The following is a 23,760-nucleotide window of genomic DNA, read 5'->3' on the forward strand; positions in this document are numbered from 1 at the left end:
TAATGGCCTCGCCGCTGTAAGTAGATGTGATAAGGTTGCTTGTGCTAGAATAGGCTAAGAGAAACTGGAAAATAGAGCAGAGCGGCAGAGCTTTTAAAATATAAGAAAGTAAAAGTTTAGCATCTATACTTTATGTTCTTATATTTCTCGCTTAAACGCTAAGCGTCTTTATATAGACGCCAAAGATGTTTATGCTAGATACATAGCCATATTCTGCGGAAAAGGGAGGAGGAGTACGGTTGCATGTTATTTCTGATCTGATCTCAACATTGTTTGAATGGATTCAGAGTCTTGGTTATTTTGGGATTATGATCGGACTTATGATTGAAGTTATTCCGAGTGAAATTGTACTGGCTTTCGGTGGCTTTTTAGTATGGAGTGGAGATATTAATTTTTTTGGCGCCGTATTATTCGGTACGATCGGCGGAGTCATTGCACAGATTTTTGTATATTGGATTGGCCGTTATGGTGGCAGACCTGTTTTGGAGAAATACGGGAAATATATTTTCATTCAAAAGAAGCATATTGACCATTCGGAAGAGTGGTTCAATAAGTACGGGACTGGCGTAATCTTTACAGCTCGTTTTATTCCGGTTGTTCGTCATGCCATTTCCGTTCCAGCTGGGATATCGAAAATGCCTTTAGGTAAGTTCACTTTGTTGACTACGCTTGCTGTTATTCCATGGAGTGCTCTGTTTGTATATCTGGGTATGACCTTGGGGAATAAATGGGAAGATATTGACAAAGTAGCAGCTAAGTATACCAACGAAATTATACTTGTAGCGATCGCTCTGATCATCATTTACTTTGTGTTTAAATGGTACAAATCCAAGAAAAAGGGGACTACAAAATGAAGCAGAATGTAGCTCAAAAGTTTGGAAAAGGCCTAACACCGCGCCAATTCGTAGAAAGTATGACGAAGAATCAACAGGCTTTTGAATCCTGGTATGAGAAGTTTAATTGGGAAGATGAGAGCGATAAGGAATATTTCGAAAGTCTGAACCATCGCGACGATTTGCGAGTACTTATCCTAGCAGCGGATTGGTGTGGAGACGTAGTACGCAATGTTCCTGCTGTATTCCGTATTCTGGAGACGGCGGGAATGAAGACAGAGGTATTTATTTTGGAAGAGAATCCGGAGCTTATGGATGATTTCTTGACCATGGGTGGCAGATCTGTCCCAGTCGTGATTTTTGCAGACACTGGAGGATATGTGCTCGGACATTGGGGTCCTAGACCAGAGCATGTGCAGCGTATAATGAGAGAGTTCAAACGTGAGAATCCTGACCGTGAGGCCGCTGATTACGACAGCAAAATCGCAGAAGCACGTAAGGCCATGGGGCAAGCCTATGGGGAAGGAACGGAATATCAGGCAGTTATCGCAAAAGAACTGCGTAGTCTGATTTCCGGATTCTAAACTGATGCTAAATATACGTTCATTTAATCTGGGCCCGCTTCAAACGAATGCCTACTTACTGACAGGTGCGGATCCTGCGAAGGGTATCATCATAGATCCTGGTATGAATCCTGCTGCATTAGTGCGGAGTATCGAAGGAATGGAAATCGAAGCTATTTTGTTAACACATGCACATTTTGATCATATGGGCGGTGTAGACGAAATTCGTAAAGCTAAGAAATGTCCTGTTTATTTACATCCACTTGAAAGTGAATGGCTAAGCAGCCCCAAGCTGAACGGTTCACTAATGTGGTCGGAGGTGTCACCTCCTCTAGCTACAGATCCTGCGGAATATGATCTGGCAGAAGGGCAAGTTCTGCAGTTCATTGGACACACCTTCCGTGTGTACCATACACCTGGTCACTCTCCAGGCAGTGTAAGCTTCCTTTGTGGAAATGATCTATTCTCCGGAGATGTACTCTTTAAAATGGGAGTTGGGCGCACAGATTTGCCTGGTGGTAGGGAACGGGATCTGTTCGATTCTATTCGTGGCAAGCTATACAAAATGGATGATGAAGTGAAGGTTTATCCAGGACATGGTCCACGGACAACCATTGGATTTGAAAAGATTCGCAACCCTTATGTTCCTCAATAGACGTTGGTTCTAGTAGAACCGACAAAAACCGAGGAAGTTTTAATAGACAAAAGACTACAAAAGGACTAGAATGAGGTTAATTAAATGTAACATTAACCTCGCGAAGCACGCAGACTGCGGAATTAATCCCGGTTTGCGTTCTTTTTTTTGTCTTCATATAGGCTTAAAAGCATGGAGGGAAGTAGAATGGAGAAGAATATATACTACCCGCTGGACTACGGTTGGTATGACTCCAAGGAGAAATGGAACCATTTTTGCAGCAGTAATTGCCGATTTTTTTCGGAGTGTTCAGGAAAGGGTGGCTTTTGTTCATCCATAGAACGTAGAGACATACAATTTGAAAATAAGGAACTTCGTAATGGCTTGCTTCAGGAGACCTGTGGGGTTTACGGGGGAGTACCAGTGGTTTCAGGAGGCGAGCTCAGAAGAACGCCTCTTTTTTGGCATTTTCCGGCAAGGAAAGGGATAATTCAGCCCTGGCGGCGTAAGTTGTGGGATCTCAAAAAATAATTATAGAGTGGAATGAACGATTCATAATACATATTCGTACTACAAATAGAAACGAAATCTTGAATGGAGGGGCAGATGAGCGATCAGTCGCTGGAGAGAATCAGACGGGCACAGCAGGGAGATACTTCAGCACTGTCTTCACTGCTGCGGGAACACTATACTTTTTTATTCAAATATTTAATCAAGGTGACCATGGACCCGTTGCTGGCAGAGGATCTTGTACAGGACACCATGGTCAGATGTATGGAGAAGATCAACACCTATAACGGAACTTCTTCCTTTTCCTCTTGGTTAATCACAATTGCTACCAGAATATTTATTGATCGAAAGCGGCGCTGGAAGCGTGAAGCGGAATGGAAACAGCGGGAGCAACAGGAACAGGGGATCCGTTCGATTCGTTGGCGATTTGAGAGCAGGGGGGAAGAGTGGAGTGAAGTGCTGGATTCCCTCTCCAGATTACCTTCTGCGCAAAGAGTGGCCGTGCTACTGAAGCATTACTATGGCTATAGTTATGACGAAATTGGCGAAATCCTGCGAGTTCCTTCAGGTACAGTCAAGTCGCGTGTATCCCTTGGACTTAACCAACTACGAAAGGAGCTGAATGAGGATGGAGAAGGATAAAGATAAGGAGCCTGAGTTGTATTTGCATAAGCTTTCAGATGAGCTTGACCGGTTAGATGCACAATATAATGACATCACACCACCTTCATTACAGGAACTGGAGAGGTTAATAGTTGATGCCTCTGTGCATAGAAAGAGCATGGAACGTAAAGAGCTGCTGTTATTCTGGGGCATATCGCTGATTCTGATCAGTGTATTTCTATCCATTCTCGGTTCTGCACCGATGATCTATTGGATTATTCAAGCGCTTATTCCTATTGCGGGACTCAGTGCTCTAGGAATAGCGAGGATCAGGAGGAACAGAGAAGGTGCGCAAGAATGAATGAGCTGCAGGATGTGCCTCTATGGTTATGGTTTTGCATAGCGATAGCATTATTGCTGCAAGGGACATTGCTGTTCCGGGACGCAAGACGACGCGGAAGAAAAGCTTGGTTCTGGGGACTGTGGGCTATTACTACAGTTCCGTCACCCGCATTAGTCTACTTACTTGTTGTCATTCTTCCTGACCGACGTAGAAGGAAGAAGCAGTTGTAAAGCTTTAGTAAGAAGCTCGTTCCTTTCATCCTATTACAAGGAGTGGTACTTCATGGAAGAGGTAAAATGGGGTTTAATCATGCCGTTAATCATTCTGCAGGCTTTGCTTGCTATTATTGGACTGATATCTCTGGCCAAAGCGGATAACGTTCGTGGTCCAAAATGGATGTGGATTATTATCATTATTTGCGGAAATATATTAGGCAGCGTAGCTTATTTCACAATAGGAAGGAAAGATGTCTGATGTCACTCCTTCAAGTTACGAATTTGCGCAAAAGCTATGGGGCGCATGTTTCCGTAAATGATATAAGCTTTGAAATTGAGAAAGGACGGTGCGTCGCTTTACTTGGGCCTAACGGTGCTGGGAAAACGACCACACTTCGTATGCTGGCAGGGCTGTTAGAACCCACCTCTGGAATGATTTCATTTGAGGGGAGCCGTCCGGGAGCAGGATATCGCAGGGAATTAGGATATGTGCCACAGTCTCCAGCTTTTTATGGGTGGATGACTGGACATGAATATGTTATTTTCGCTGCAAAGCTTAGTGGAATGGGAACTAAAGACGCTACCAGCAGGGTATTGGAATCGCTTGAGCGTGTAGGGCTTAAAGGTGATGCTCGTCGCCGGATTGGTGGATACTCTGGCGGGATGAAGCAGCGGCTGGGTCTGGCTCAGGCGCTTGTGCATCGGCCTCGTCTACTATTGCTTGATGAGCCTGTATCTGCACTTGATCCGATTGGTCGCAGAGAAGTAATGGGACTGATGCGGGAAATACGTGAAGAGACAACTGTAGTTTTTTCTACACATGTGCTGCATGATGCAGAAGAAATTTGTGATGATATTATTTTAATGAATCAGGGCTTGATTGCTGAGAAGGGGTCTTTATCACAGCTTCGTTCACAATACAGCCTTCCTGTTATTCGTGTACGTACGGAGAAGCAAGAAAAAGCTATTCAGTGGCTGGAGTCTCTTGCTGCCAAACCGTTTGTACTAGAGACTCAGTTGTTCGGAGATCAGGCCATTTTTAATGTGAACGATGTAGACATGGCTCGTTGGACGATTCTGCAAGAAGCGGCGCAGCTTGAAATTCCATTGCTGCAATTTGAAGCGGGTTCTTCCACGTTAGAGGATTTATTTATGAAGGTGGTGGGAGTATGAGAAGCGCCTGGGTCCTTTATCGCAAAGAAATGCTCGAAATGACTCGCAGTTATAAGTTAATCTGGATACCTGTCGTTTTTATCATATTAGGCATTATGCAGCCGTTAACTACTTATTATTTGCCGGAAATATTAAAAGCTTCAGGTGATGTTCCCCCAGGACTGCTAGAGGGGTATGAAATACCGAGTGCCGCAGCTGTGATGGCGCAATCTCTGGGACAGTACGGAACGATCGGAATGTTAGTATTGGCGCTTGGCGCGATGAATGTTTTAGCTGGTGAGCGCTATAGCGGAACTATGGAATTAATTCTGGTAAGGCCGGTTTCTCCGGCCGCAATAATGTTCGCTAAATGGGCAGCGCAGCTGACCCTGTTGATCGTAGCTCTTGGATTGGGTGCGGCGGGCGCGGCTTACTACACGGAGCAGTTGATTGGTTCACTATCTTGGGGCGATGTTATCGCAGCTTCTGGAGTATATAGTTTATGGTTATTATGTGCTGTCTCGGCTACGTTGTTGTTTAGTGCCTTTTTAAAACCTCCAGTAGCCGCATTTTTAGCACTGGCGTTAATGGCTGGCTCGTCATTAGGCTTAAGCTTATTGCCTACATGGTTTGACTGGACACCCGCAGGACTTTCCGGGCTGTCAGCAGGAATTCTTACAGCTGGAGAGGGCTTTAGAGCAGGTCCATATCTTTCTGCCGGTGTATTGATCATAATTTGCCTTGTTGGGGCTTCGCTTTTGACAAGGAAGAATAACTTTCCCGACTGATTATTATCCTGTGCTGTATCGAATATAGTATATTTTAGTAGAATTCTCAGGATCGTCCGGCCTGCCGCTAGACAGTTCTATCTTTTTTTAGTAGACTGTTGAAATAAGCAAAATCATGATAGATTTTGGGGTCAGGAGGTAGGGCGATGCTGCGTTTAGGAGAAAAGATTGTCATTGTTGCGGACGCTTTTGAGCAGAGTCTTCCTATCGGGGAATACGGCTACCTAATTGCTTACGACCGCAATCCCGATAATGCGTTTGACTATGTTATACGTGTACCGGAAGCCAACAGGAACTTTTATGTTCCGGCTGAAGACATTGAGGCGGAAGAACATTTATTAGTAGCTGAGGCTGAAAGAGCAACGCATGAAGCGTTAATTGATTATGCTTTGTCCACGTACAATGAGAAGCTGTTCCATCATTTGATGAACGGTGAAGATATGGATACAGAAGAGACGGAAACAACGTCAACCGAAAGCATGTCCCAAGCAGATTTCATCAAACAAGTGAATCTTAGAGCTTGGATTTAAGGAAGGCCGGCGAAAGCCGGCTTTTTTGTTATAACCCCATCATTGAATTGTCCAAGCTTCTACAATATAATTAAAAACGTTATCCGGGCGCTTTAGCCCTTTAAACAGGAGGGATTTATCTTATGAGCATTACCGTTAAAGATGTGCAGCATGTGGCCAAGCTGGCTCGTCTGCAATTGAGCCCGGAAGAAGAGGCAACCTTTACAGAACAAATGAATGCTATTTTACAATATGCTGAGAAGTTGAATGAGCTAGATACGGAGAATGTGAAGCCGACCACGCATGTACTGCAGGTCAGTAATGTGATGCGTGATGATGTTGTGAAGGAAAGCCTAACGCAAGAGGAAGCACTTCTTAACGCGCCGGATGATGAAGACGGACATTTCAAGGTTCCAGCTGTTTTGGAATAACTACATAATTAGAAAGGGGGAAGAATCTTGAGCCTGTTTCAAAATCGATTGCCTGAAGTACATCGCATGTTAACTGCTAAAGAAGTATCGGTCAGTGAACTGACTGAAGAATCGCTGGCGATTATCGCTGAGCGGGATAAGAAAGTAAATGCATTTTTGACCTTGAACGAGGAGGGCGCTCGTAGTACCGCACGCGCTTTGGACGACAAACTGGCATCTGGAGCAGCACGTGGATTGCTGTTTGGTCTTCCTGCCGGAATTAAGGATAATATTGTAACTAAAGGACTACGCACGACCTGTGCCAGCCAATTTTTGAAAGATTTCCAGCCGATTTATAACGCTACTGTGGCTTCTAAACTGCAACAGGCAGATGCCGTAACGATCGGTAAATTGAATATGGATGAATTCGCAATGGGTGGATCTAATGAGAATTCAAGCTTTGGTCCTGTACGCAATCCTTGGGATTTAGAGCGTGTGCCCGGCGGTTCCAGTGGCGGATCTGCTGCAGCAGTAGCTGCTGGCGAAGTATTCTTCTCACTAGGCTCGGATACTGGGGGTTCCATCCGCCAGCCTGCTTCCTATTGTGGTGTTGTAGGTCTCAAACCTACTTATGGTCTTGTATCACGTTATGGACTGGTAGCCTTTGCTTCCTCACTCGATCAGATTGGACCATTAACACGTAATGTAGAGGATTCTGCATATGTGCTTCAAGCGATTGCTGGTTATGATGCCCAGGACTCTACTTCAGCTAAAGTTGAAATTCCTGATTATTTGAGTTCTCTGACTGGTGATGTTTCCGGACTTCGCATTGCTGTACCTAAGGAATACTTAGGAGCAGGTGTCGATGCTTCTGTGCGTGAGACAGTCTTGTCCGCACTTAAGGTGCTGGAAGGAATGGGTGCTGTCTGGGAGGAAGTTTCGTTACCACATACGGAATACGCAGTAGCAGCTTATTATTTGCTGTCCTCTTCGGAAGCTTCATCTAACCTTGCGCGTTTTGACGGTGTGCGTTATGGTGCACGTGTAGATGAAGGCGGAGGGTTGCTTGATCTATATCTTAATTCCCGCAGTCGCGGCTTTGGCCCTGAGGTCAAACGTCGTATTATGCTAGGGACTTATGCGCTTAGCTCCGGGTATTACGATGCTTATTATTTAAAAGCACAAAAAGTGCGTACTTTGATTAAACAGGACTTTGATGACATCTTTAAAAAATATGATGTGGTCATCGGGCCAACAGCGCCTACGACAGCATTCAAATTAGGTTCACAGACGGAAGATCCGCTGACCATGTATCTGAACGATATTCTCACGATTCCTGTGAGCTTGGCAGGTATTCCTGCCGTTAGCGTTCCTTGTGGCTTTGCGGAAGGCATGCCAGTAGGTTTGCAAATTATCGGTAAAGAATTTGACGAGAGTACGATTCTGCGTGTTGCTCACGCTTTTGAACAAAATACTGATCATCACAAGCAGCGTCCACAGCTGTAGTAAAGGAGGGAATGGGACTACTTATGTCTAAATACGAAACGGTCATCGGCTTAGAGGTTCACGTAGAGCTTCATACCAACTCTAAAATCTTTTGCGGATGCTCCACTGAATTTGGAGCCCCGCCTAACACGCATACCTGTCCTGTCTGCCTGGGTCACCCCGGCGTATTGCCAGTTCTAAACAAACAAGCGGTAGATTACGCTATGAAAGCAGCGATGGCGCTAAATTGTACCATTGGTGATGTTAGTAAATTCGACCGCAAGAACTATTTTTACCCGGATTCACCGAAAGCTTATCAGATTTCGCAGTTCGATCAGCCTATCGGTTTGAACGGCTGGATTGACATTGAAGTTAATGGAGAGACCAAACGAATCGGCATTACTCGTCTTCATTTGGAAGAGGATGCAGGTAAGCTCACTCACGTTGATGGCGGTTTTGCGTCGCTTGTCGATTTTAACCGAGTGGGAACACCGCTTATCGAAATCGTATCTGAGCCAGACTTGCGCACGCCAGAGGAAGCTCGGGCTTATCTGGAGAAAATCCGTGCGATTATGCAATACTGCGACGTATCCGATGTCAAGATGGAAGAGGGATCGATGCGCTGTGACGCGAACATCAGTCTACGACCAGAAGGACAAGAGGAATTCGGCATTAGAGCAGAGCTTAAGAACATGAACTCCTTCCGCGGAGTACTGCGTGGACTGGAGTATGAGCAATATCGTCAAGCTGAGATCCTGGATGATGGTGGAGTGGTTGTGCAAGAGACTCGCCGCTGGGATGAAGCACAAGGAAAAACTTTATCTATGCGTGGGAAAGAAGAAGCACACGATTATCGTTATTTCCCAGATCCAGATCTGATCGTGTTGCATATTGACGATGCCTGGAAAGAATCCATTCGTTCGACGATCCCGGAACTACCGGATGCAAGACAAGCTCGCTACAGTGAAGAACTGGGTCTTACAGCTTATGATGCTGGCGTGATTACTTCCTCTAAACCGCTAGCGGACTTTTTCGAAGGATGCCTTACTTATACGCAGGATGCCAAGGCTGTAGCTAACTGGATCATGGGTGAGTTGCTTGCTTATTTGAACAGTAATAACCTGGACTTGTCTCAGGTCAAAATTACGCCGCAAGGGCTCGGGGAAATGATCGGCCTCATTGCAGGCGGAACCATCAGCAACAAGATCGCTAAAACGGTATTTAAAGAAATGCTAGAGAGCGGTAAATTGCCTGCTGCAATCGTTGAGGAAAAAGGTCTGGTACAAATCAGCGATGAAGGTGCCATTAAAGGAATTGTGGAAGCAGTCGTAGCTGCTAACCCGCAATCTGTAGAGGATTATAAAGCAGGTAAACAGAAAGCCATTGGCTTCCTTGTGGGACAAGTTATGAAAGAAAGTAAAGGTAAGGCAAATCCAGGTCTTGCGAATAAACTTCTGATCGAGGTATTGAGCAATTAAAACGATTATCGTCTTTAGTGGTCGATAACGTTGTTTATACTTGGGGTAATATACTTATGTAATAAGCTAAGGGCTTGTCGGCAACGGCAGGCCCTTAGCGGCATATAAGGGGACTAGTAGGGATGAATACAATTATTAAGCTAAACCTCCAGGATGATAGTACCGTTAATGAACTATGGAGCCTCCAGCATAAGGCCTACCGGCTAGAAGCGGAGTTAATAGGGTTTCGTGAGATCCCACCGCTTATGGAGACGAGGGAGATGCTCAGCCACTCTAAAGAGGATTTTTACGGCTGCTTTGATGAAGATGAAGAACTGATGGGTGCTATTGCTATAGAAGAAGAATCCCCGGGCAAACTCACGATTACGCGGATGATGGTGGGACCGGACTTTTTCCGCAGAGGTATTGCAAGCAGTCTCTTGGAATATGTATTTGAACATTTTTCAGGGATGGAGCAATACATCGTATCTACGGGGAAGCTAAACCTGCCTGCCGTTTCTTTGTACAGCAAGCATGGTTTTGTACCTATGGGATCGCAGGAAGTTGCTCCCGGTGTGGAATTGATTGATTTTTATCGGAGTGGTTCACTTTGAAGAAGCATATACACAGACCCATGTTTACGAAAGGAGGAGCCGAGATATGACAAATGATTCTGCAATGCTCTCAGCGCAGGAAGAGCAGCGGGGTTCAGCCGATCTTGAGACTACGGAGAGTGAGATTCAGAAGAAGATAATCCCTCCACGTCCAAAACGGCGCCGCCGCAAACGCAAATTTATCGCTGGACTATTGGCAGCTCTCATCCCAGGAACTGGGCACTTATACTTTGGGCTTCTCCGCAAAGGAATTACCTTTATCTTCTTGATACTATTGGATATCTCAGCTTTAATTTATTTCTCATCCATTGGAATGCAGATTAATGTTCCGTTGCTTATTTTACTTGCACTAATTATTCCGGCGATATATTTCTATAATGTGTATGATGTACTGCAATCAGCGGACAAGATTCTCCGTTACCCTGAAGATCAAGAGCTTGATGATTCTGTGGCAAAAATAACTTCACCTCCTAAGCGTCGTAGTATCGTCAGTGAACCTGGTGTATCCTTTGGATTTCTACTTCTTTTAGGGGGAGCGCTTCTCATTCTGTTTCGCCAAAAGCCAGCATGGCTGCAATTTTTTATTGAGCATTACTCCGAAGTGGCCGTGTCTGCAGTTTTATTATGTGGTGGTATATATGTAGGAGCGAGAGAAATTGTCAGAGGAATCGTTTCGCGCAAAAAAAATGAGTCTCATAACCGGCGTGTAGGAAGATATACGGCATCGGTCTTGCTTATTGCTATGGCCATCCCGTTGTTTCTGGATTGGAGAGACGGGTCGGATTATATGCTTTTACTCTTGAAGTGGTGGCCGGTCATCCCAGTGTTATGGGGGATTGAGTTCCTGTTCATGTATTTCTTCTCTGGTCGTTCAGGCTCTGTACAAAAGGGAACAAGAATCAGATTGGATTTACGCGGCCTTTTATCTGCTATATTGCTTGCTGCGAGTGTGTTTATCGTTGCCGAACAAGAACATTACTTATATCTGTGGAAAAATGTGAGTCTCAACCTTACAGCAGCTGCAGTCGACTATGGCGAGGCGAAGGGAAGTAAATTCCAGAAGGCTCCGCTTATTGTTCCAGTGAAGCTAAATACAGCCAAAATATCCGTTGATGGTATTAATGGGGATATTTTATTGCACCGGGCTCCCGTAGATAATATTCAAATTACTACTACAGTTTGGGTAGATCAATTGGAAGGTCCGATGGCTGAGGCCATTTCGGAACAGTCCTTTGTGGATGTTGTTGAAGGACCAACTATAAAAATCACTTCAAACAGCAAGGCGTACGGAGAATCAGGTAAGCGTCAGCCGCGAATGGATTTGGACATTTCTTTGCCGGAAGACCGCCGGTTTAATCTCGATGTTCGCACTATGAATGGTGGGATCACCCTGCAGAACATAGAAGCGATCGAAGATATTTCGCTGGAAACGGGGAATGGAGAACTTATTCTTCATCGTATCTTTGGTAATGTGAAGGGGAAAACACTGAATGGAGCTGTGCGTGCGAGATCCGTCCAGGGCAGTGTTGATTTATCAACGAGCGGTGGCAATATGAATGCTTGGAATGTCACAGGAGCCTTGAAATTATCAACGGCAGTTGGCAATATCGGTGCAACCGGGAATGAAGCCGAGATCGATATTTCTAGCAAAAATGGTAATTTAGAGATTGATGGAGCCAGATCAAAGCTGCATGCAGAATCCTTGAATGGCATCATTGATGTTCGTTCGCATGAAGTCGGAGGAGACTGGGACATTTATAGTGCAGTTGGCGATATTCAATTGTATTTGCCGCAGTTAGGGAACTATAAGTTGAATGGCTCAAGTGGATATGGCGATATTATTTCAGATTTACCTACCTTAACCATTGATAAGAAGAAGATATCTGGTGAAGTGGGCACAGGTGAGTTCAAGATTCAGGTTGAGGGAAACAGCAACTTAAATGTGAGAGGTTATTGAAAAAAGTAATTTTTCTTATATAATAATGAATATAATGTATCGACTTCGTTGACAAGATTGAAAACCCAGTCTTACAATTATAAGAAATATTTCTTTTATTTTTAAATTTAAAAGGCGGTGACAGTCATGGGGAGTGGCGTACAACATGCATTGGAACAATTAAAAACAACAGGTGTCCGTATAACGCCCCAGCGTCATGCGATTCTTACGTATTTGATGGAAGCAATGAATCATCCTACAGCTGACGATATATATCGGGCATTAGAGCCTAAATTTCCGAGCATGAGCGTGGCAACCGTATATAATAATCTCAAGATGTTTATGGAAGCTGGCATGGTTCGTGAGTTGACCTATGGGGATAGCTCCAGCCGTTTTGATGCCAATGTGTCTGATCATTATCATGTTATATGTCAGAAATGCGGTAAGATTGAGGATTTCAGTTATCCTTCGCTTAGGGATGTAGAGCTGCATGCTGAGCAAGCTACAGGCTTTAAGATTACAGGATTGCGTATGGAGCTGCATGGATTTTGCAAAAGTTGTAGAGAGAAGCAGCATTAAGACTAGAATAGAACGGTATCAAGGCGATCTACCAAGTTATCACTAAACGTGCGAAATCCGAAAGCGGAGGACTCACGTTTTTATTTTTTTACAAATATAAGAACGACAACGTCATTTCTTCTTGAATATAACAATTTGTAGGATAAATGACTATTTTCTACTGGTTATACGAAACCAAGTGGATGTTATAATCGTAATGTTAGACTCTATTAAAAATCATATTATTATCTGGAGGATATATTTTGGACAGAAGACTGGGACAGAGGCGCGTCAAAAAGCGCGGAGGTTTTTTTAGACGTTTATTTGGACTTTTAATCATTGTAGCAGCAGCATATTGGGTAGTGTTTTATGTATTGCCAAATCGTCAGCACATAGATGTAGATTGGAAAGCTCAAGCGCACCCCATCTTTGTAAAAGGAGAGTATACAGGTTATTCTGCCTCGGGGACTGGGGATAGCATGTTATTACCATTACCATTGTTGCAAGAGTATGTGGATCCTTCCATTCGTTATGAAGAGAAGACGAAATCGGTCATCCTATCAACGGATAGTGAGCTCCTTTACATGCAGGAGGATAAAACCGATGCTAGTCTGAATAATCGTCCGCTGCAGCTGCGGTTAGCGCCTGAAGTAAAGGAAAAAGTGACCTACCTTCCTGCGGATGTATTAGAAGATCTATATGGGTTTGAAATACAGGAGGATACGAATACCGGAGCAATACTACTAATGACGGCAGGAGAGTCTGTCTCGCTAGGAAAAGTTAAAGGTGAAAAAGGCGACAAGTCAGTAGCTCTACGAAATGAGGCATCCATCCACGCACCTATAGTTGCGGATATGTCTCCTGGGGCAGTCGTGAATATTTGGAATGAAGAAAATAAGGACTGGCTGTTTGTACAATTAAGCAGCGGGTATGCAGGTTATGCCAAGGCAAGTGACATTGTTCGGGATGGTCAAAAGACAGTGGAACCGAAAAAATCCACGCCAACACGCGCTGAACGTAACTGGAAAGGGAAGTCAGTGAATTTGTATTGGGAGGCTGTTTACCAACGCAAACCTAACCCAGAAACCTTCGGTGAGCTACCAGGCGTTAACGTGGCTAGCCCAACCTGGTTTAGTATTATAGATGGTGATGGCAATGTGCGCAGTCAGGCCGACAGTGCGTATGTGCAGTGGGCGCATGGGCGCGGGTTAGAGGTATGGGGGTTGCTTAGCAATAGCTTCGATCCAGACATGACTACTGAGGCATTGTCCAGCTATGAGAAACGGATGAATGCAATCGTACAGATCTTAGAATATTCGGATTTATACAATTTGGATGGAATTAATATCGATTTTGAGAATGTGTATACGAAAGACGGAGAGAATGTCACTCAATTTATGAGAGAGCTAAAACCGATGGCTCAGGCTAAGAATCTAATCGTCTCCATAGACGTGACACCTAAATCCAATAGCGAGATGTGGTCAGCATTCCTTGATCGTAAGGCTCTTGGGACATTAGTCGATTATCTAATCGTGATGGCTTATGATGAACATTGGGCAGCTAGCCCTATCGCGGGCTCTGTTGCCTCCTTACCTTGGGTAGAGAATTCAATAAGCCGGATCATAGAGGAAGACAATGTGCCGCCTGAGAAGGTGATTTTGGGGATCCCATTGTACACCCGCATCTGGACTGAGGCTCAAGTAGATGGCAAGACAAAGGTAAGCTCCAAATCCGTTAGTATGAATGCCGTTGAAAAAATTATCAAAGAGAAGAAGCTAACTCCTACATTTGATAAGGCTGCTGGGCAGAATTACGTAGAGTACAAGGAAGATGGCGCTCTTAAGAAAATATGGATAGAAGATAAGGTTAGCTTAAAATCAAGAGTTGAGCTTGCTAAGTCCATGGGGCTTGGAGGCATCGGATCATGGAATCGCAGTTTTAGCAATCCATCAGCATGGGAAGCATTACAAGAGATTCATAAGTAATCATAATTTCATTTATAACAAACAAAGAGGCTCCCATATCGGGGGCCTCTTTGTTGTATTAACAAATATTTGAGTGCATTTTAACTAGTTAGTAATGAGCCTCTGTAAGGTGTGTTTAGTGGTTTAGTTGCTGATGCTCAAGCTGATCTGCAGTAATAGTAGCCTCAGCCCGATCCATAGTAAGAATGGTGTGGCAGAACATACAGCGGTCTGTTTTACCGAGCATCTTGGTCAGCTTGTGACACTCAGGGCACTCTAGCTGAACTGCACTCGTTGAGAGCATGCCAGCCCAGAAATAGATCGCAAGACTTGCCATCATGGAAATTAAACCGATTACAAGTCCGATTCCAGCGAATACTTTCCCAGTCGATCCCCAGAATACGATGCCTGCTGTACCCAAAACCATAAGTCCCATTCCGAGCATTGTGAGCAGTAATCCCCATGTGCGAAAAGCGTTGATCTTAGCCGTTTTAAACTTCATGAGTGTTTGCTCCTAACTAAATATAGTTGGGTTGTCCAGAAGGAACTGTCTTTCATATGTAGAATAATTATTATAACTGAATTATAACTGACTGGACGCAAATTCGCCAAATTTAATGGAGGGAAGCATGGAATTATCCAATGTAACTTTGTTGAGTGGAGAAACGTTTGAAGAAAATGTTTTAGGAGCTGTCGCTTTGCGGCAGAAAGGGAGTACTCCTTTTCAAAGCGCGCTACTTCACGATTTTGATATGGTTGTGTTAGTTTTACATGAGGAACAGGATTTAGAACATATTGTTCGCCACACCATTGCCGGTGACACACGGACCCAGTCAGTCCATATTGGCCTTTCCGCTTTGGAGCGGGCTGTCATGGCGGGAGATAATAACGAGCTCCTTACTAGTTTGATGATTGGGGAAGTGATCTGGGATCCCAAAGGAATACTAGGGGATATGCGCCGGGAGATTTTACAATTTGAAGGGCCTCTTAAGGAACGAGTTGAGTTCATGGAGTTTGCACGATTCTTGCATTTGTATGTGAAATCTAAACGGTATATAGAAGCTGGCTACATTATGGATGCATATAACTGTGTATTGATGGCTCTATATCATTGGGCAAGAATAGAAGTGAGTGAATCTGGTTCATTTCCAGAGCCGGCTGTTTGGGAGCAGGTTAAAAGTATGAACACTTCGGTCCATAAACTATATGAGGAACTAACCATCAGCACGGAGACCTTAGAGCAAAGAGTAGAGCTTGTTCTTCTAGCATGTGAATTTGGGATCATGTCCAAAATGACGGATTGTTGTGCATTGCTTTTCAATATTCTGAATAGTCGTAAGGAAGCGTGGAGTATAAAAGAATTACTACAGCATTCTGGCCTGTGTCAATTAGAGGCTGAGTTGCCCCTAGTTTTACGAAAGCTTGTTTCTCGTTCGCTAATCCGTGAGATTACTTTATGGGCTGACGGTCATGGGGGAGAGGGTCATGCGATCCGATATACCTTATAGAGAAGAAATTAGATGCAGGATTTGCCGGTAATCTATAGATAAAATAAGTTGGGATAGGGAGAGGCTGAGCACTCTCTTTTTTGTTTGCCCGCTATTATGATGCGCTCATATTTATTCTAATAAATTTATGGTTGACTCTTTCCTAGTTCATGTGTTAAATTATAACTCGTCCCTCTGACACAGAGATGTGCTTTCGAAAACATTCGAAAGACAACCGAAAAAAGAAATTAAAAAAAAGGTTGACTAAAACGAGGGCGCTGTGATATATTATAAAGGTCGCTGCTGAACAACACAACGACGAAATAAACAGCTTGATCTTTGAAAACTGAACAACGAGTGAGTGGGAAATCACGAAAGTGAAATCCAAAATTAGAGAATTAATTTTCTCGTCAGATGTTTCAAAATGAGCATATCGCTCTTTTCAATACTAATTGGAGAGTTTGATCCTGGCTCAGGACGAACGCTGGCGGCGTGCCTAATACATGCAAGTCGAGCGGAGTTATTTTGAAAGCTTGCTTTCAAAATAACTTAGCGGCGGACGGGTGAGTAACACGTAGGCAACCTGCCCCTTAGACTGGGATAACTACCGGAAACGGTAGCTAATACCGGATAATTTCTTTTTTCTCCTGAAGAAAGAATGAAAGACGGAGCAATCTGTCACTGAGGGATGGGCCTGCGGCGCATTAGCTAGTTGGTGGGGTAACGGCCCACCAAGGCGACGATGCGTAGCCGACCTGAGAGGGTGAACGGCCACACTGGGACTGAGACACGGCCCAGACTCCTACGGGAGGCAGCAGTAGGGAATCTTCCGCAATGGACGAAAGTCTGACGGAGCAACGCCGCGTGAGTGATGAAGGTTTTCGGATCGTAAAGCTCTGTTGCCAGGGAAGAACGTCCGGTAGAGTAACTGCTATCGGAGTGACGGTACCTGAGAAGAAAGCCCCGGCTAACTACGTGCCAGCAGCCGCGGTAATACGTAGGGGGCAAGCGTTGTCCGGAATTATTGGGCGTAAAGCGCGCGCAGGCGGTCATTTAAGTCTGGTGTTTAAACCTTGGGCTCAACCTGAGGTCGCACTGGAAACTGGGTGACTTGAGTACAGAAGAGGAAAGTGGAATTCCACGTGTAGCGGTGAAATGCGTAGATATGTGGAGGAACACCAGTGGCGAAGGCGACTTTCTGGGCTGTAACTGACGCTGAGGCGCGAAAGCGTGGGGAGCAAACAGGATTAGATACCCTGGTAGTCCACGCCGTAAACGATGAGTGCTAGGTGTTAGGGGTTTCGATACCCTTGGTGCCGAAGTTAACACAGTAAGCACTCCGCCTGGGGAGTACGGTCGCAAGACTGAAACTCAAAGGAATTGACGGGGACCCGCACAAGCAGTGGAGTATGTGGTTTAATTCGAAGCAACGCGAAGAACCTTACCAGGTCTTGACATCCCTCTGAATCCACTAGAGATAGTGGCGGCCTTCGGGACAGAGGAGACAGGTGGTGCATGGTTGTCGTCAGCTCGTGTCGTGAGATGTTGGGTTAAGTCCCGCAACGAGCGCAACCCTTAACTTTAGTTGCCAGCAAGTAATGTTGGGCACTCTAGAGTGACTGCCGGTGACAAACCGGAGGAAGGTGGGGATGACGTCAAATCATCATGCCCCTTATGACCTGGGCTACACACGTACTACAATGGCCGGTACAACGGGAAGCGAAACCGCGAGGTGAAGCCAATCCCATCAAAGCCGGTCTCAGTTCGGATTGCAGGCTGCAACTCGCCTGCATGAAGTCGGAATTGCTAGTAATCGCGGATCAGCATGCCGCGGTGAATACGTTCCCGGGTCTTGTACACACCGCCCGTCACACCACGAGAGTTTACAACACCCGAAGTCGGTGGGGTAACCCGCAAGGGAGCCAGCCGCCGAAGGTGGGGTAGATGATTGGGGTGAAGTCGTAACAAGGTAGCCGTATCGGAAGGTGCGGCTGGATCACCTCCTTTCTATGGAGAATCGTCTTCTGCAATGAAGACATTCAAATCGGAAGTTAAACTTCCAAAATCTCAGGTTTAGGCCTGTTACTCACTCGTTGCTCAGTTTTGAGAGTTTAAGCTCTCAAGTAAGACTTGATCCTTGAAAACTGGATACCGAAACGAATTTGCGTTTTAGAACATCTTTTAGCAACTTGTGCAAACAAGTAAATGTTATTAGTGAGATTTTTCTTAGGAAAAATCAAGGTTAAGCTAATAAGAGCACACGGAGGATGCCTAGGCGCCAGGAGCCGACGAAGGACGTGGCGAACAACGAAACTGCCTCGGGGAGCTGTAAGCAAGCTTTGATCCGGGGGTGTCCGAATGGGGAAACCCAGCTGTGGTAATTCGCAGTTACTCATCTCTGAACACATAGGAGATGTAGAGGCAGACCAGGGGAACTGAAACATCTAAGTACCCTGAGGAAGAGAAAACAATAGTGATTCCGTCAGTAGCGGCGAGCGAACGCGGAACAGCCTAAACCTAAGAGCTTGCTCTTAGGGGTTGTGGGACGTCTCACATGGAGTTACAAAGGAATATGGTAGGTGAAGAGGTCTGGAAAGGCCCGCGATAGAGGTAAAAGCCCTGTAACCTAAACTGTGTTCTCTCCGAGACGGATCCCGAGTAGTGCGGGGCACGTGAAACCCCGTATGAATCCAGCAGGACCATCTGCTAAGGCTAAATACTACCTGGCGACCGATAGTGAAACAGTACCGTGAGGGAAAGGTGAAAAGCACCCCGGAAGGGGAGTGAAATAGAACCTGAAACCGTGTGCTTACAAAAAGTCAGAGCCCTATTAATGGGTGATGGCGTGCCTTTTGTAGAATGAACCGGCGAGTTACGTTTAACATGCAAGGTTAAGTCGAGAAGACGGAGCCGCAGCGAAAGCGAGTCTGAATAGGGCGATTTAGTATGTGGACGTAGACCCGAAACCGTGTGATCTACCCCTGTCCAGGGTGAAGGTGCGGTAACACGCACTGGAGGCCCGAACCCACGCATGTTGAAAAATGCGGGGATGAGGTGGGGGTAGCGGAGAAATTCCAATCGAACTCGGAGATAGCTGGTTCTCCCCGAAATAGCTTTAGGGCTAGCCTCGGTATAAGAGTAGTGGAGGTAGAGCACTGATTGGGTGCGGGGTCCGCAAGGATTACCAAGCTCAGTCAAACTCCGAATGCCATATACTTATTGCCGGGAGTCAGACAGTGAGTGCTAAGATCCATTGTCAAAAGGGAAACAGCCCAGACCATCAGCTAAGGTCCCCAAGTGTGTGTTAAGTGGGAAAGGATGTGGAGTTGCACAGACAACCAGGATGTTGGCTTAGAAGCAGCCACCATTGAAAGAGTGCGTAATAGCTCACTGGTCGAGTGACTCTGCGCCGAAAATGTAACGGGGCTAAACACACCACCGAAGCTATGGCTAGATACGTATGTATCTGGGGTAGGGGAGCGTTGTATGTGGGTTGAAGGTGTACCGTAAGGAGCGCTGGACAGCATACAAGTGAGAATGCCGGTATGAGTAACGAAAAGATCAGTGAGAATCTGATCCGCCGAAAGCCCAAGGTTTCCTGAGGAAGGCTCGTCCGCTCAGGGTAAGTCGGGACCTAAGGCGAGGCCGAAAGGCGTAGTCGAAGGACAACAGTTTGAAATTACTGTACCACCGTAATCCGCTATGAGCGATGGGGTGACGCAGGAGGGTAGTGACGCGGACTGATGGATATGTCCGTCTAAGCAGTGAGGCTGATGTGTAGGCAAATCCGCACATCGTTAAGGCTGGGCTGTGATGGGGAGCGAAAATTACAGTAGCGAAGGTCATGATCTCACACTGCCAAGAAAAGCCTCTAGCCAGGAGAAGGTGCCCGTACCGCAAACCGACACAGGTAGGCGAGAAGAGAATTCTAAGGCGCGCGGAAGAACTCTCGTTAAGGAACTCGGCAAAATGACCCCGTAACTTCGGGAGAAGGGGTGCCCCGGTAGTGTGAATAGCACGAGGGGGCCGCAGTGAAAAGGCCCAAGCGACTGTTTAGCAAAAACACAGGTCTGTGCGAAGCCGCAAGGCGAAGTATACGGGCTGACGCCTGCCCGGTGCTGGAAGGTTAAGGGGAGTGGTTAGGGGTAACCCGAAGCTATGAACCGAAGCCCCAGTAAACGGCGGCCGTAACTATAACGGTCCTAAGGTAGCGAAATTCCTTGTCAGGTAAATTCTGACCCGCACGAATGGCGTAACGACTTGGGCGCTGTCTCAACGAGAGATCCGGTGAAATTTTAATACCTGTGAAGATGCAGGTTACCCGCGACAAGACGGAAAGACCCCATGGAGCTTTACTGCAGCTTGATATTGAATTTGGGTACGATCTGTACAGGATAGGTGGGAGCCGTAGAAATCGGAGCGCAAGCTTCGGTGGAGGCGCCGTTGGGATACCACCCTGATCGTATCTAGGTTCTAACCTAGTACCCTAATCGGGTACGGGGACCGTGTCAGGCGGGCAGTTTGACTGGGGCGGTCGCCTCCTAAAGAGTAACGGAGGCGTTCCAAGGTTCCCTCAGAATGGTTGGAAATCATTCGAAGAGTGCAAAGGCATAAGGGAGCTTGACTGCGAGACCTACAAGTCGAGCAGGGACGAAAGTCGGACTTAGTGATCCGGTGGTACCGCATGGAAGGGCCATCGCTCAACGGATAAAAGCTACCCTGGGGATAACAGGCTTATCTCCCCCAAGAGTCCACATCGACGGGGAGGTTTGGCACCTCGATGTCGGCTCATCGCATCCTGGGGCTGAAGTAGGTCCCAAGGGTTGGGCTGTTCGCCCATTAAAGCGGTACGCGAGCTGGGTTCAGAACGTCGTGAGACAGTTCGGTCCCTATCTGTCGTGGGCGCAGGAAATTTGAGAGGAGCTGTCCTTAGTACGAGAGGACCGGGATGGACGTACCGCTGGTGCACCAGTTGTTTCGCCAGAAGCATGGCTGGGTAGCTACGTACGGACGGGATAAGCGCTGAAAGCATCTAAGCGTGAAGCCCCCCTCAAGATGAGATTTCCCAATTAGTAAGACCCCTTGAAGACGACGAGGTAGATAGGTTGGAGGTGGAAGTGCAGTAATGCATGGAGCTGACCAATACTAATCGGTCGAGGGCTTATCCTATACTTAAAACGCAAATTCAATTCGGATTCAGTTTTCAGGCATCAAGCCTGGTATGAATATTCCCTGATAGCTCAGTTGGTAGAGCACTCGACTGTTAATCGAGTTGTCACAGGTTCGAGTCCTGTTCGGGGAGCCATATGGAGAGGTGTCCGAGTTTGGCCGAAGGAGCACGATTGGAAATCGTGTAGGCGCCACAAGCGTCTCGAGGGTTCGAATCCCTCTCTCTCCGCCACAAATTTTACTTAGTATGGCCCGTTGGTCAAGGGGTTAAGACACCTCCCTTTCACGGAGGTAACATGGGTTCGAATCCCATACGGGTCACCAAATTTTCACTTGATTTTACATAGTGGACTTTGGTACAATAACAATTGTTGTTTACGGAGGCTTAGCTCAGCTGGGAGAGCATCTGCCTTACAAGCAGAGGGTCGGGGGTTCGATCCCCTCAGCCTCCACCATATTCATTTAAGAACGACGCGGGGTGGAGCAGCCCGGTAGCTCGTCGGGCTCATAACCCGAAGGCCGCAGGTTCAAATCCTGCCCCCGCAACCAATTTTCATCAAGTAATTATATCTTTTGGAACCGTGGTGTAGTTGGCCTAACATGCCTGCCTGTCACGCAGGAGATCGCGAGTTCGAATCTCGTCGGTTCCGCCATTTTCTTGGCTCGATAGCTCAGTCGGTAGAGCAGAGGACTGAAAATCCTCGTGTCGGCGGTTCGAATCCGTCTCGAGCCACCATATAGTATACAACTTAATATGCCGGTGTAGCTCAATTGGTAGAGCAACTGACTTGTAATCAGTAGGTTGGGGGTTCAAGTCCTCTCGCCGGCACCATCTTTGGGGGATTAGCGAAGTGGCCAAACGCATCAGACTGTAAATCTGCTCACGTACGTGTTCGGTGGTTCGAATCCATCATCCCCCACCATTTTTTTAGGGGCATAGTTTAAAGGTAGAACAACGGTCTCCAAAACCGTTGGTGTGGGTTCAATTCCTGCTGCCCCTGCCAATCTTTATCTAAAGTCTTTCTCTAAAGTTTAATATGGCGGTCGTGGCGAAGGGGTTAACGCACCGGTTTGTGGATCCGGCATTCGTGGGTTCAAGTCCCATCGGTCGCCCCATTTACTTTAAGAAGAACAGCAACAATATTAGTTTAATATGGCGATTGTGGCGAAGTGGTTAACGCACCGGATTGTGGTTCCGGCATTCGTGGGTTCGAGACCCATCAGTCGCCCCTTTTATTTTAAAATGTTATTGGGGATTAGCCAAGCGGTAAGGCAACGGACTTTGACTCCGTCACGCATAGGTTCAAATCCTATATCCCCAGCCATTTTATGCGGACGTGGCTCAGCGGTAGAGCATCGCCTTGCCAAGGCGAGGGTCGCGGGTTCGATTCCCGTCGTCCGCTCCAAAGTTTTCATATGGCGCCATAGCCAAGTGGTAAGGCAAAGCTCTGCAAAAGCTTTATCCCCAGTTCAAATCTGGGTGGCGCCTCCATTAAGTTCATATGTGCCGGCGTGGCGGAATGGCAGACGCGCTCGACTCAAAATCGAGAGGGAAACCGTGGAGGTTCGAGTCCTCTCGCCGGTATATCAAAAAGGTTTGTAAAGTTGCTTATACAAGCAACTTTACAAACCTTTTTTCTTTGTCTTTGAGCTTTTATTCTTAAGCCGTTGAATTAGAGGCGTCTCTAATCAACGGCCTTTTTGTGTGGAATGTTGTTTTATTGACTGCTTAGTCGGAATGCTCGTGGGGTGAGACCAATTTCACGTTTAAACATATTGCAGAATTGGGCGTCATTCACAAACCCAGCAGCAGCTGATACTTCAGAGATATGCATTTGGGTATGTTGCAAGAGAGACTTTGCATAATCCAGACGTTTCAATAGTAGATAGCGCAGAGGTGAAGAACCGAATCGCTCTTTAAATAAATGGCGGAAACGATCATAGCTGTATCCAGACATCTCTGAAAGTGTTGCGACCGATAGCTTATGGCGGTAATGCTCATTCATATAGTTTAGAACATATTGGACTCTGTCTTCCGTTGGTGATTGAAACCCAGAGGCGCTAAGAAGCCGTATCAGATGAACAGTGATTTCGCTCATTTGAAGGTTCAATAGTTCAGAGAATCCATCTTGTTTGCGCGTAAACTCTGCTTTCATTCGAAGCAAGATCTGTAGAACAGTATGGTCTTTATCATCTTCATATACGCCTTGCAAATTCTCCATATTTGGGTGATTTGAATGGAAGCCTACAAATAGTATAGTAGCATCCTCGCGATGATTCTCGTCATGTTTATGATTGGGTGGTATCAGCGCGAATGAAGAAGAACGAAAATGATAACTTCGCGAACCTACATTGGTAGTTCCTAATCCGTTTAAATAATAGACTAGTTCATAACATTCATGCTGGTGTGGTGGAATATAGGTATTAACCTCATGTGCTGCATTTACAATATATAGAACACGATCCATGATGAGCCTCCAATAATTATGTTTTAGCCGAATCGCACAAAATTATGACCGAAATCATATAA

The 23,760-nt window shown here is 46.0% G+C and carries 21 protein-coding genes, 16 tRNA genes and 2 rRNA genes; 37 read left to right on the plus strand and 2 right to left on the minus strand.

Features of this window, described 5'->3' with window-relative positions; genetic code table 11:
- Positions 1-239: 239 nt before the first annotated feature.
- From MKX60_RS07995 to MKX60_RS08080, 18 genes are all read left to right on the plus strand, one after another.
- The gene (locus MKX60_RS07995; RefSeq protein WP_042191826.1) at positions 240-854 is read left to right on the plus strand and encodes a DedA family protein; all 615 of its coding nucleotides are present in this window, start codon (positions 240-242) and stop codon (positions 852-854) included.
- Entirely contained in the window at positions 851-1,417 is a 567-nt protein-coding gene (locus MKX60_RS08000) for a thioredoxin family protein (RefSeq protein WP_042191823.1), read from the plus strand. Before MKX60_RS07995 ends, MKX60_RS08000 begins: the two co-directional genes overlap by 4 nt.
- Position 1,418: 1 nt before the next feature.
- On the plus strand, positions 1,419-2,051 hold the full coding sequence (locus tag MKX60_RS08005) for an MBL fold metallo-hydrolase (protein ID WP_060625706.1): 633 nt from the start codon (positions 1,419-1,421) through the stop codon (positions 2,049-2,051).
- Between the two features lie 186 nt (positions 2,052-2,237).
- Positions 2,238-2,561: a hypothetical protein gene (locus MKX60_RS08010; RefSeq protein ID WP_341059492.1), complete on the plus strand. Its 324-nt coding sequence runs from the start codon at positions 2,238-2,240 to the stop codon at positions 2,559-2,561.
- Positions 2,562-2,636: 75 nt separating this feature from the next.
- Positions 2,637-3,182: an RNA polymerase sigma factor SigY gene (gene sigY, locus MKX60_RS08015; protein WP_149644899.1), complete on the plus strand. Its 546-nt coding sequence runs from the start codon at positions 2,637-2,639 to the stop codon at positions 3,180-3,182.
- Complete coding sequence (locus tag MKX60_RS08020; RefSeq protein WP_341059493.1) at positions 3,169-3,504, plus strand: YxlC family protein; 336 nt, start codon at positions 3,169-3,171, stop codon at positions 3,502-3,504. The genes sigY and MKX60_RS08020 overlap by 14 nt, the downstream gene beginning before the upstream one ends.
- Entirely contained in the window at positions 3,501-3,716 is a 216-nt protein-coding gene (locus MKX60_RS08025; protein WP_339267200.1) for a hypothetical protein, read from the plus strand. The genes MKX60_RS08020 and MKX60_RS08025 overlap by 4 nt, the downstream gene beginning before the upstream one ends.
- Before the next feature lie 52 nt (positions 3,717-3,768).
- Positions 3,769-3,960, plus strand: coding sequence for a PLDc N-terminal domain-containing protein (locus MKX60_RS08030; RefSeq protein ID WP_036680175.1), 192 nt, complete (start codon positions 3,769-3,771; stop codon positions 3,958-3,960).
- Positions 3,960-4,874: an ABC transporter ATP-binding protein gene (locus tag MKX60_RS08035; protein WP_341059494.1), complete on the plus strand. Its 915-nt coding sequence runs from the start codon at positions 3,960-3,962 to the stop codon at positions 4,872-4,874. Before MKX60_RS08030 ends, MKX60_RS08035 begins: the two co-directional genes overlap by 1 nt.
- On the plus strand, positions 4,871-5,641 hold the full coding sequence (locus tag MKX60_RS08040; RefSeq protein WP_341059495.1) for an ABC transporter permease subunit: 771 nt from the start codon (positions 4,871-4,873) through the stop codon (positions 5,639-5,641). The genes MKX60_RS08035 and MKX60_RS08040 overlap by 4 nt, the downstream gene beginning before the upstream one ends.
- A 146-nt stretch (positions 5,642-5,787) precedes the next feature.
- Positions 5,788-6,171, plus strand: a complete 384-nt coding sequence (locus tag MKX60_RS08045) for a hypothetical protein (RefSeq protein WP_042131017.1) — start codon at positions 5,788-5,790, stop codon at positions 6,169-6,171.
- Between the two features lie 122 nt (positions 6,172-6,293).
- A complete protein-coding gene (gene gatC / locus MKX60_RS08050; protein WP_042131015.1) occupies positions 6,294-6,581 on the plus strand; it encodes an Asp-tRNA(Asn)/Glu-tRNA(Gln) amidotransferase subunit GatC in 288 nt (95 codons plus the stop codon).
- Between the two features lie 27 nt (positions 6,582-6,608).
- On the plus strand, positions 6,609-8,066 hold the full coding sequence (gene gatA, locus MKX60_RS08055) for an Asp-tRNA(Asn)/Glu-tRNA(Gln) amidotransferase subunit GatA (RefSeq protein ID WP_042191806.1): 1,458 nt from the start codon (positions 6,609-6,611) through the stop codon (positions 8,064-8,066).
- 11 nt (positions 8,067-8,077) lie between these two features.
- A complete protein-coding gene (gene gatB, locus MKX60_RS08060; protein WP_405175035.1) occupies positions 8,078-9,523 on the plus strand; it encodes an Asp-tRNA(Asn)/Glu-tRNA(Gln) amidotransferase subunit GatB in 1,446 nt (481 codons plus the stop codon).
- A 122-nt stretch (positions 9,524-9,645) separates the two neighbouring features.
- Positions 9,646-10,116 carry a GNAT family N-acetyltransferase gene (locus MKX60_RS08065; RefSeq protein WP_149644906.1) on the plus strand — a complete coding sequence of 157 codons (471 nt, stop codon included), beginning with the start codon at positions 9,646-9,648 and terminating at the stop codon, positions 10,114-10,116.
- A 46-nt stretch (positions 10,117-10,162) separates the two neighbouring features.
- Positions 10,163-12,073: a DUF4097 family beta strand repeat-containing protein gene (locus MKX60_RS08070; RefSeq protein WP_256721707.1), complete on the plus strand. Its 1,911-nt coding sequence runs from the start codon at positions 10,163-10,165 to the stop codon at positions 12,071-12,073.
- 126 nt (positions 12,074-12,199) lie between these two features.
- Complete coding sequence (locus tag MKX60_RS08075) at positions 12,200-12,631, plus strand: Fur family transcriptional regulator (protein WP_042191799.1); 432 nt, start codon at positions 12,200-12,202, stop codon at positions 12,629-12,631.
- A 242-nt stretch (positions 12,632-12,873) separates the two neighbouring features.
- Positions 12,874-14,595 (plus strand): glycosyl hydrolase family 18 protein, encoded by a 1,722-nt coding sequence (locus MKX60_RS08080; protein WP_341059497.1) that lies wholly within the window; start codon positions 12,874-12,876, stop codon positions 14,593-14,595.
- A 115-nt stretch (positions 14,596-14,710) separates the two neighbouring features.
- Here the strand turns inward: MKX60_RS08080 and MKX60_RS08085 are convergent, their stop codons facing one another.
- A complete protein-coding gene (locus tag MKX60_RS08085; RefSeq protein ID WP_076285462.1) occupies positions 14,711-15,076 on the minus strand; it encodes a DUF2614 family zinc ribbon-containing protein in 366 nt (121 codons plus the stop codon).
- A gap of 127 nt (positions 15,077-15,203) precedes the next feature.
- Here MKX60_RS08085 and MKX60_RS08090 point away from each other — a divergent pair, with 127 nt between their 5' ends.
- From MKX60_RS08090 to MKX60_RS08180, 19 genes are all read left to right on the plus strand, one after another.
- Positions 15,204-16,082: a nucleotidyltransferase-like protein gene (locus MKX60_RS08090; protein ID WP_042191792.1), complete on the plus strand. Its 879-nt coding sequence runs from the start codon at positions 15,204-15,206 to the stop codon at positions 16,080-16,082.
- Between the two features lie 428 nt (positions 16,083-16,510).
- Positions 16,511-18,068, plus strand: a 16S ribosomal RNA gene (locus tag MKX60_RS08095).
- Between the two features lie 233 nt (positions 18,069-18,301).
- Positions 18,302-21,230 (plus strand): 23S ribosomal RNA (locus MKX60_RS08100).
- The 16S and 23S rRNA genes sit together here with 16 tRNA genes alongside, the layout of an rRNA operon.
- Before the next feature lie 60 nt (positions 21,231-21,290).
- Positions 21,291-21,366 (plus strand) — tRNA-Asn (locus MKX60_RS08105).
- Positions 21,367-21,369: 3 nt separating this feature from the next.
- Positions 21,370-21,462, plus strand: a tRNA-Ser gene (locus MKX60_RS08110).
- A 17-nt stretch (positions 21,463-21,479) separates the two neighbouring features.
- Positions 21,480-21,554 (plus strand) — tRNA-Glu (locus MKX60_RS08115).
- Positions 21,555-21,609: 55 nt separating this feature from the next.
- Positions 21,610-21,685: transfer RNA gene (locus MKX60_RS08120), tRNA-Val, on the plus strand.
- Positions 21,686-21,702: 17 nt separating this feature from the next.
- Positions 21,703-21,779 (plus strand) — tRNA-Met (locus tag MKX60_RS08125).
- Positions 21,780-21,805: 26 nt separating this feature from the next.
- A tRNA-Asp gene (locus MKX60_RS08130) sits at positions 21,806-21,883 on the plus strand.
- A gap of 7 nt (positions 21,884-21,890) precedes the next feature.
- Positions 21,891-21,966, plus strand: a tRNA-Phe gene (locus MKX60_RS08135).
- A gap of 20 nt (positions 21,967-21,986) precedes the next feature.
- A tRNA-Thr gene (locus tag MKX60_RS08140) sits at positions 21,987-22,062 on the plus strand.
- A gap of 5 nt (positions 22,063-22,067) precedes the next feature.
- Positions 22,068-22,153: transfer RNA gene (locus tag MKX60_RS08145), tRNA-Tyr, on the plus strand.
- Between the two features lie 7 nt (positions 22,154-22,160).
- A tRNA-Trp gene (locus MKX60_RS08150) sits at positions 22,161-22,234 on the plus strand.
- Positions 22,235-22,270: 36 nt separating this feature from the next.
- Positions 22,271-22,346, plus strand: a tRNA-His gene (locus MKX60_RS08155).
- Between the two features lie 40 nt (positions 22,347-22,386).
- Positions 22,387-22,459, plus strand: a tRNA-His gene (locus MKX60_RS08160).
- Positions 22,460-22,480: 21 nt separating this feature from the next.
- A tRNA-Gln gene (locus tag MKX60_RS08165) sits at positions 22,481-22,555 on the plus strand.
- Between the two features lie 6 nt (positions 22,556-22,561).
- A tRNA-Gly gene (locus MKX60_RS08170) sits at positions 22,562-22,636 on the plus strand.
- 12 nt (positions 22,637-22,648) lie between these two features.
- Positions 22,649-22,722 (plus strand) — tRNA-Cys (locus tag MKX60_RS08175).
- 14 nt (positions 22,723-22,736) lie between these two features.
- A tRNA-Leu gene (locus MKX60_RS08180) sits at positions 22,737-22,815 on the plus strand.
- 133 nt (positions 22,816-22,948) lie between these two features.
- Here the strand turns inward: MKX60_RS08180 and MKX60_RS08185 are convergent.
- Positions 22,949-23,698 carry an AraC family transcriptional regulator gene (locus MKX60_RS08185; protein WP_042191790.1) on the minus strand — a complete coding sequence of 250 codons (750 nt, stop codon included), beginning with the start codon at positions 23,696-23,698 and terminating at the stop codon, positions 22,949-22,951.
- Positions 23,699-23,760: the final 62 nt, after the last annotated feature.

Origin of the sequence: Paenibacillus sp. FSL R5-0914 (genome assembly GCF_038004525.1) — a bacterium.
Lineage (GTDB): Bacteria > Bacillota > Bacilli > Paenibacillales > Paenibacillaceae > Paenibacillus_AQ.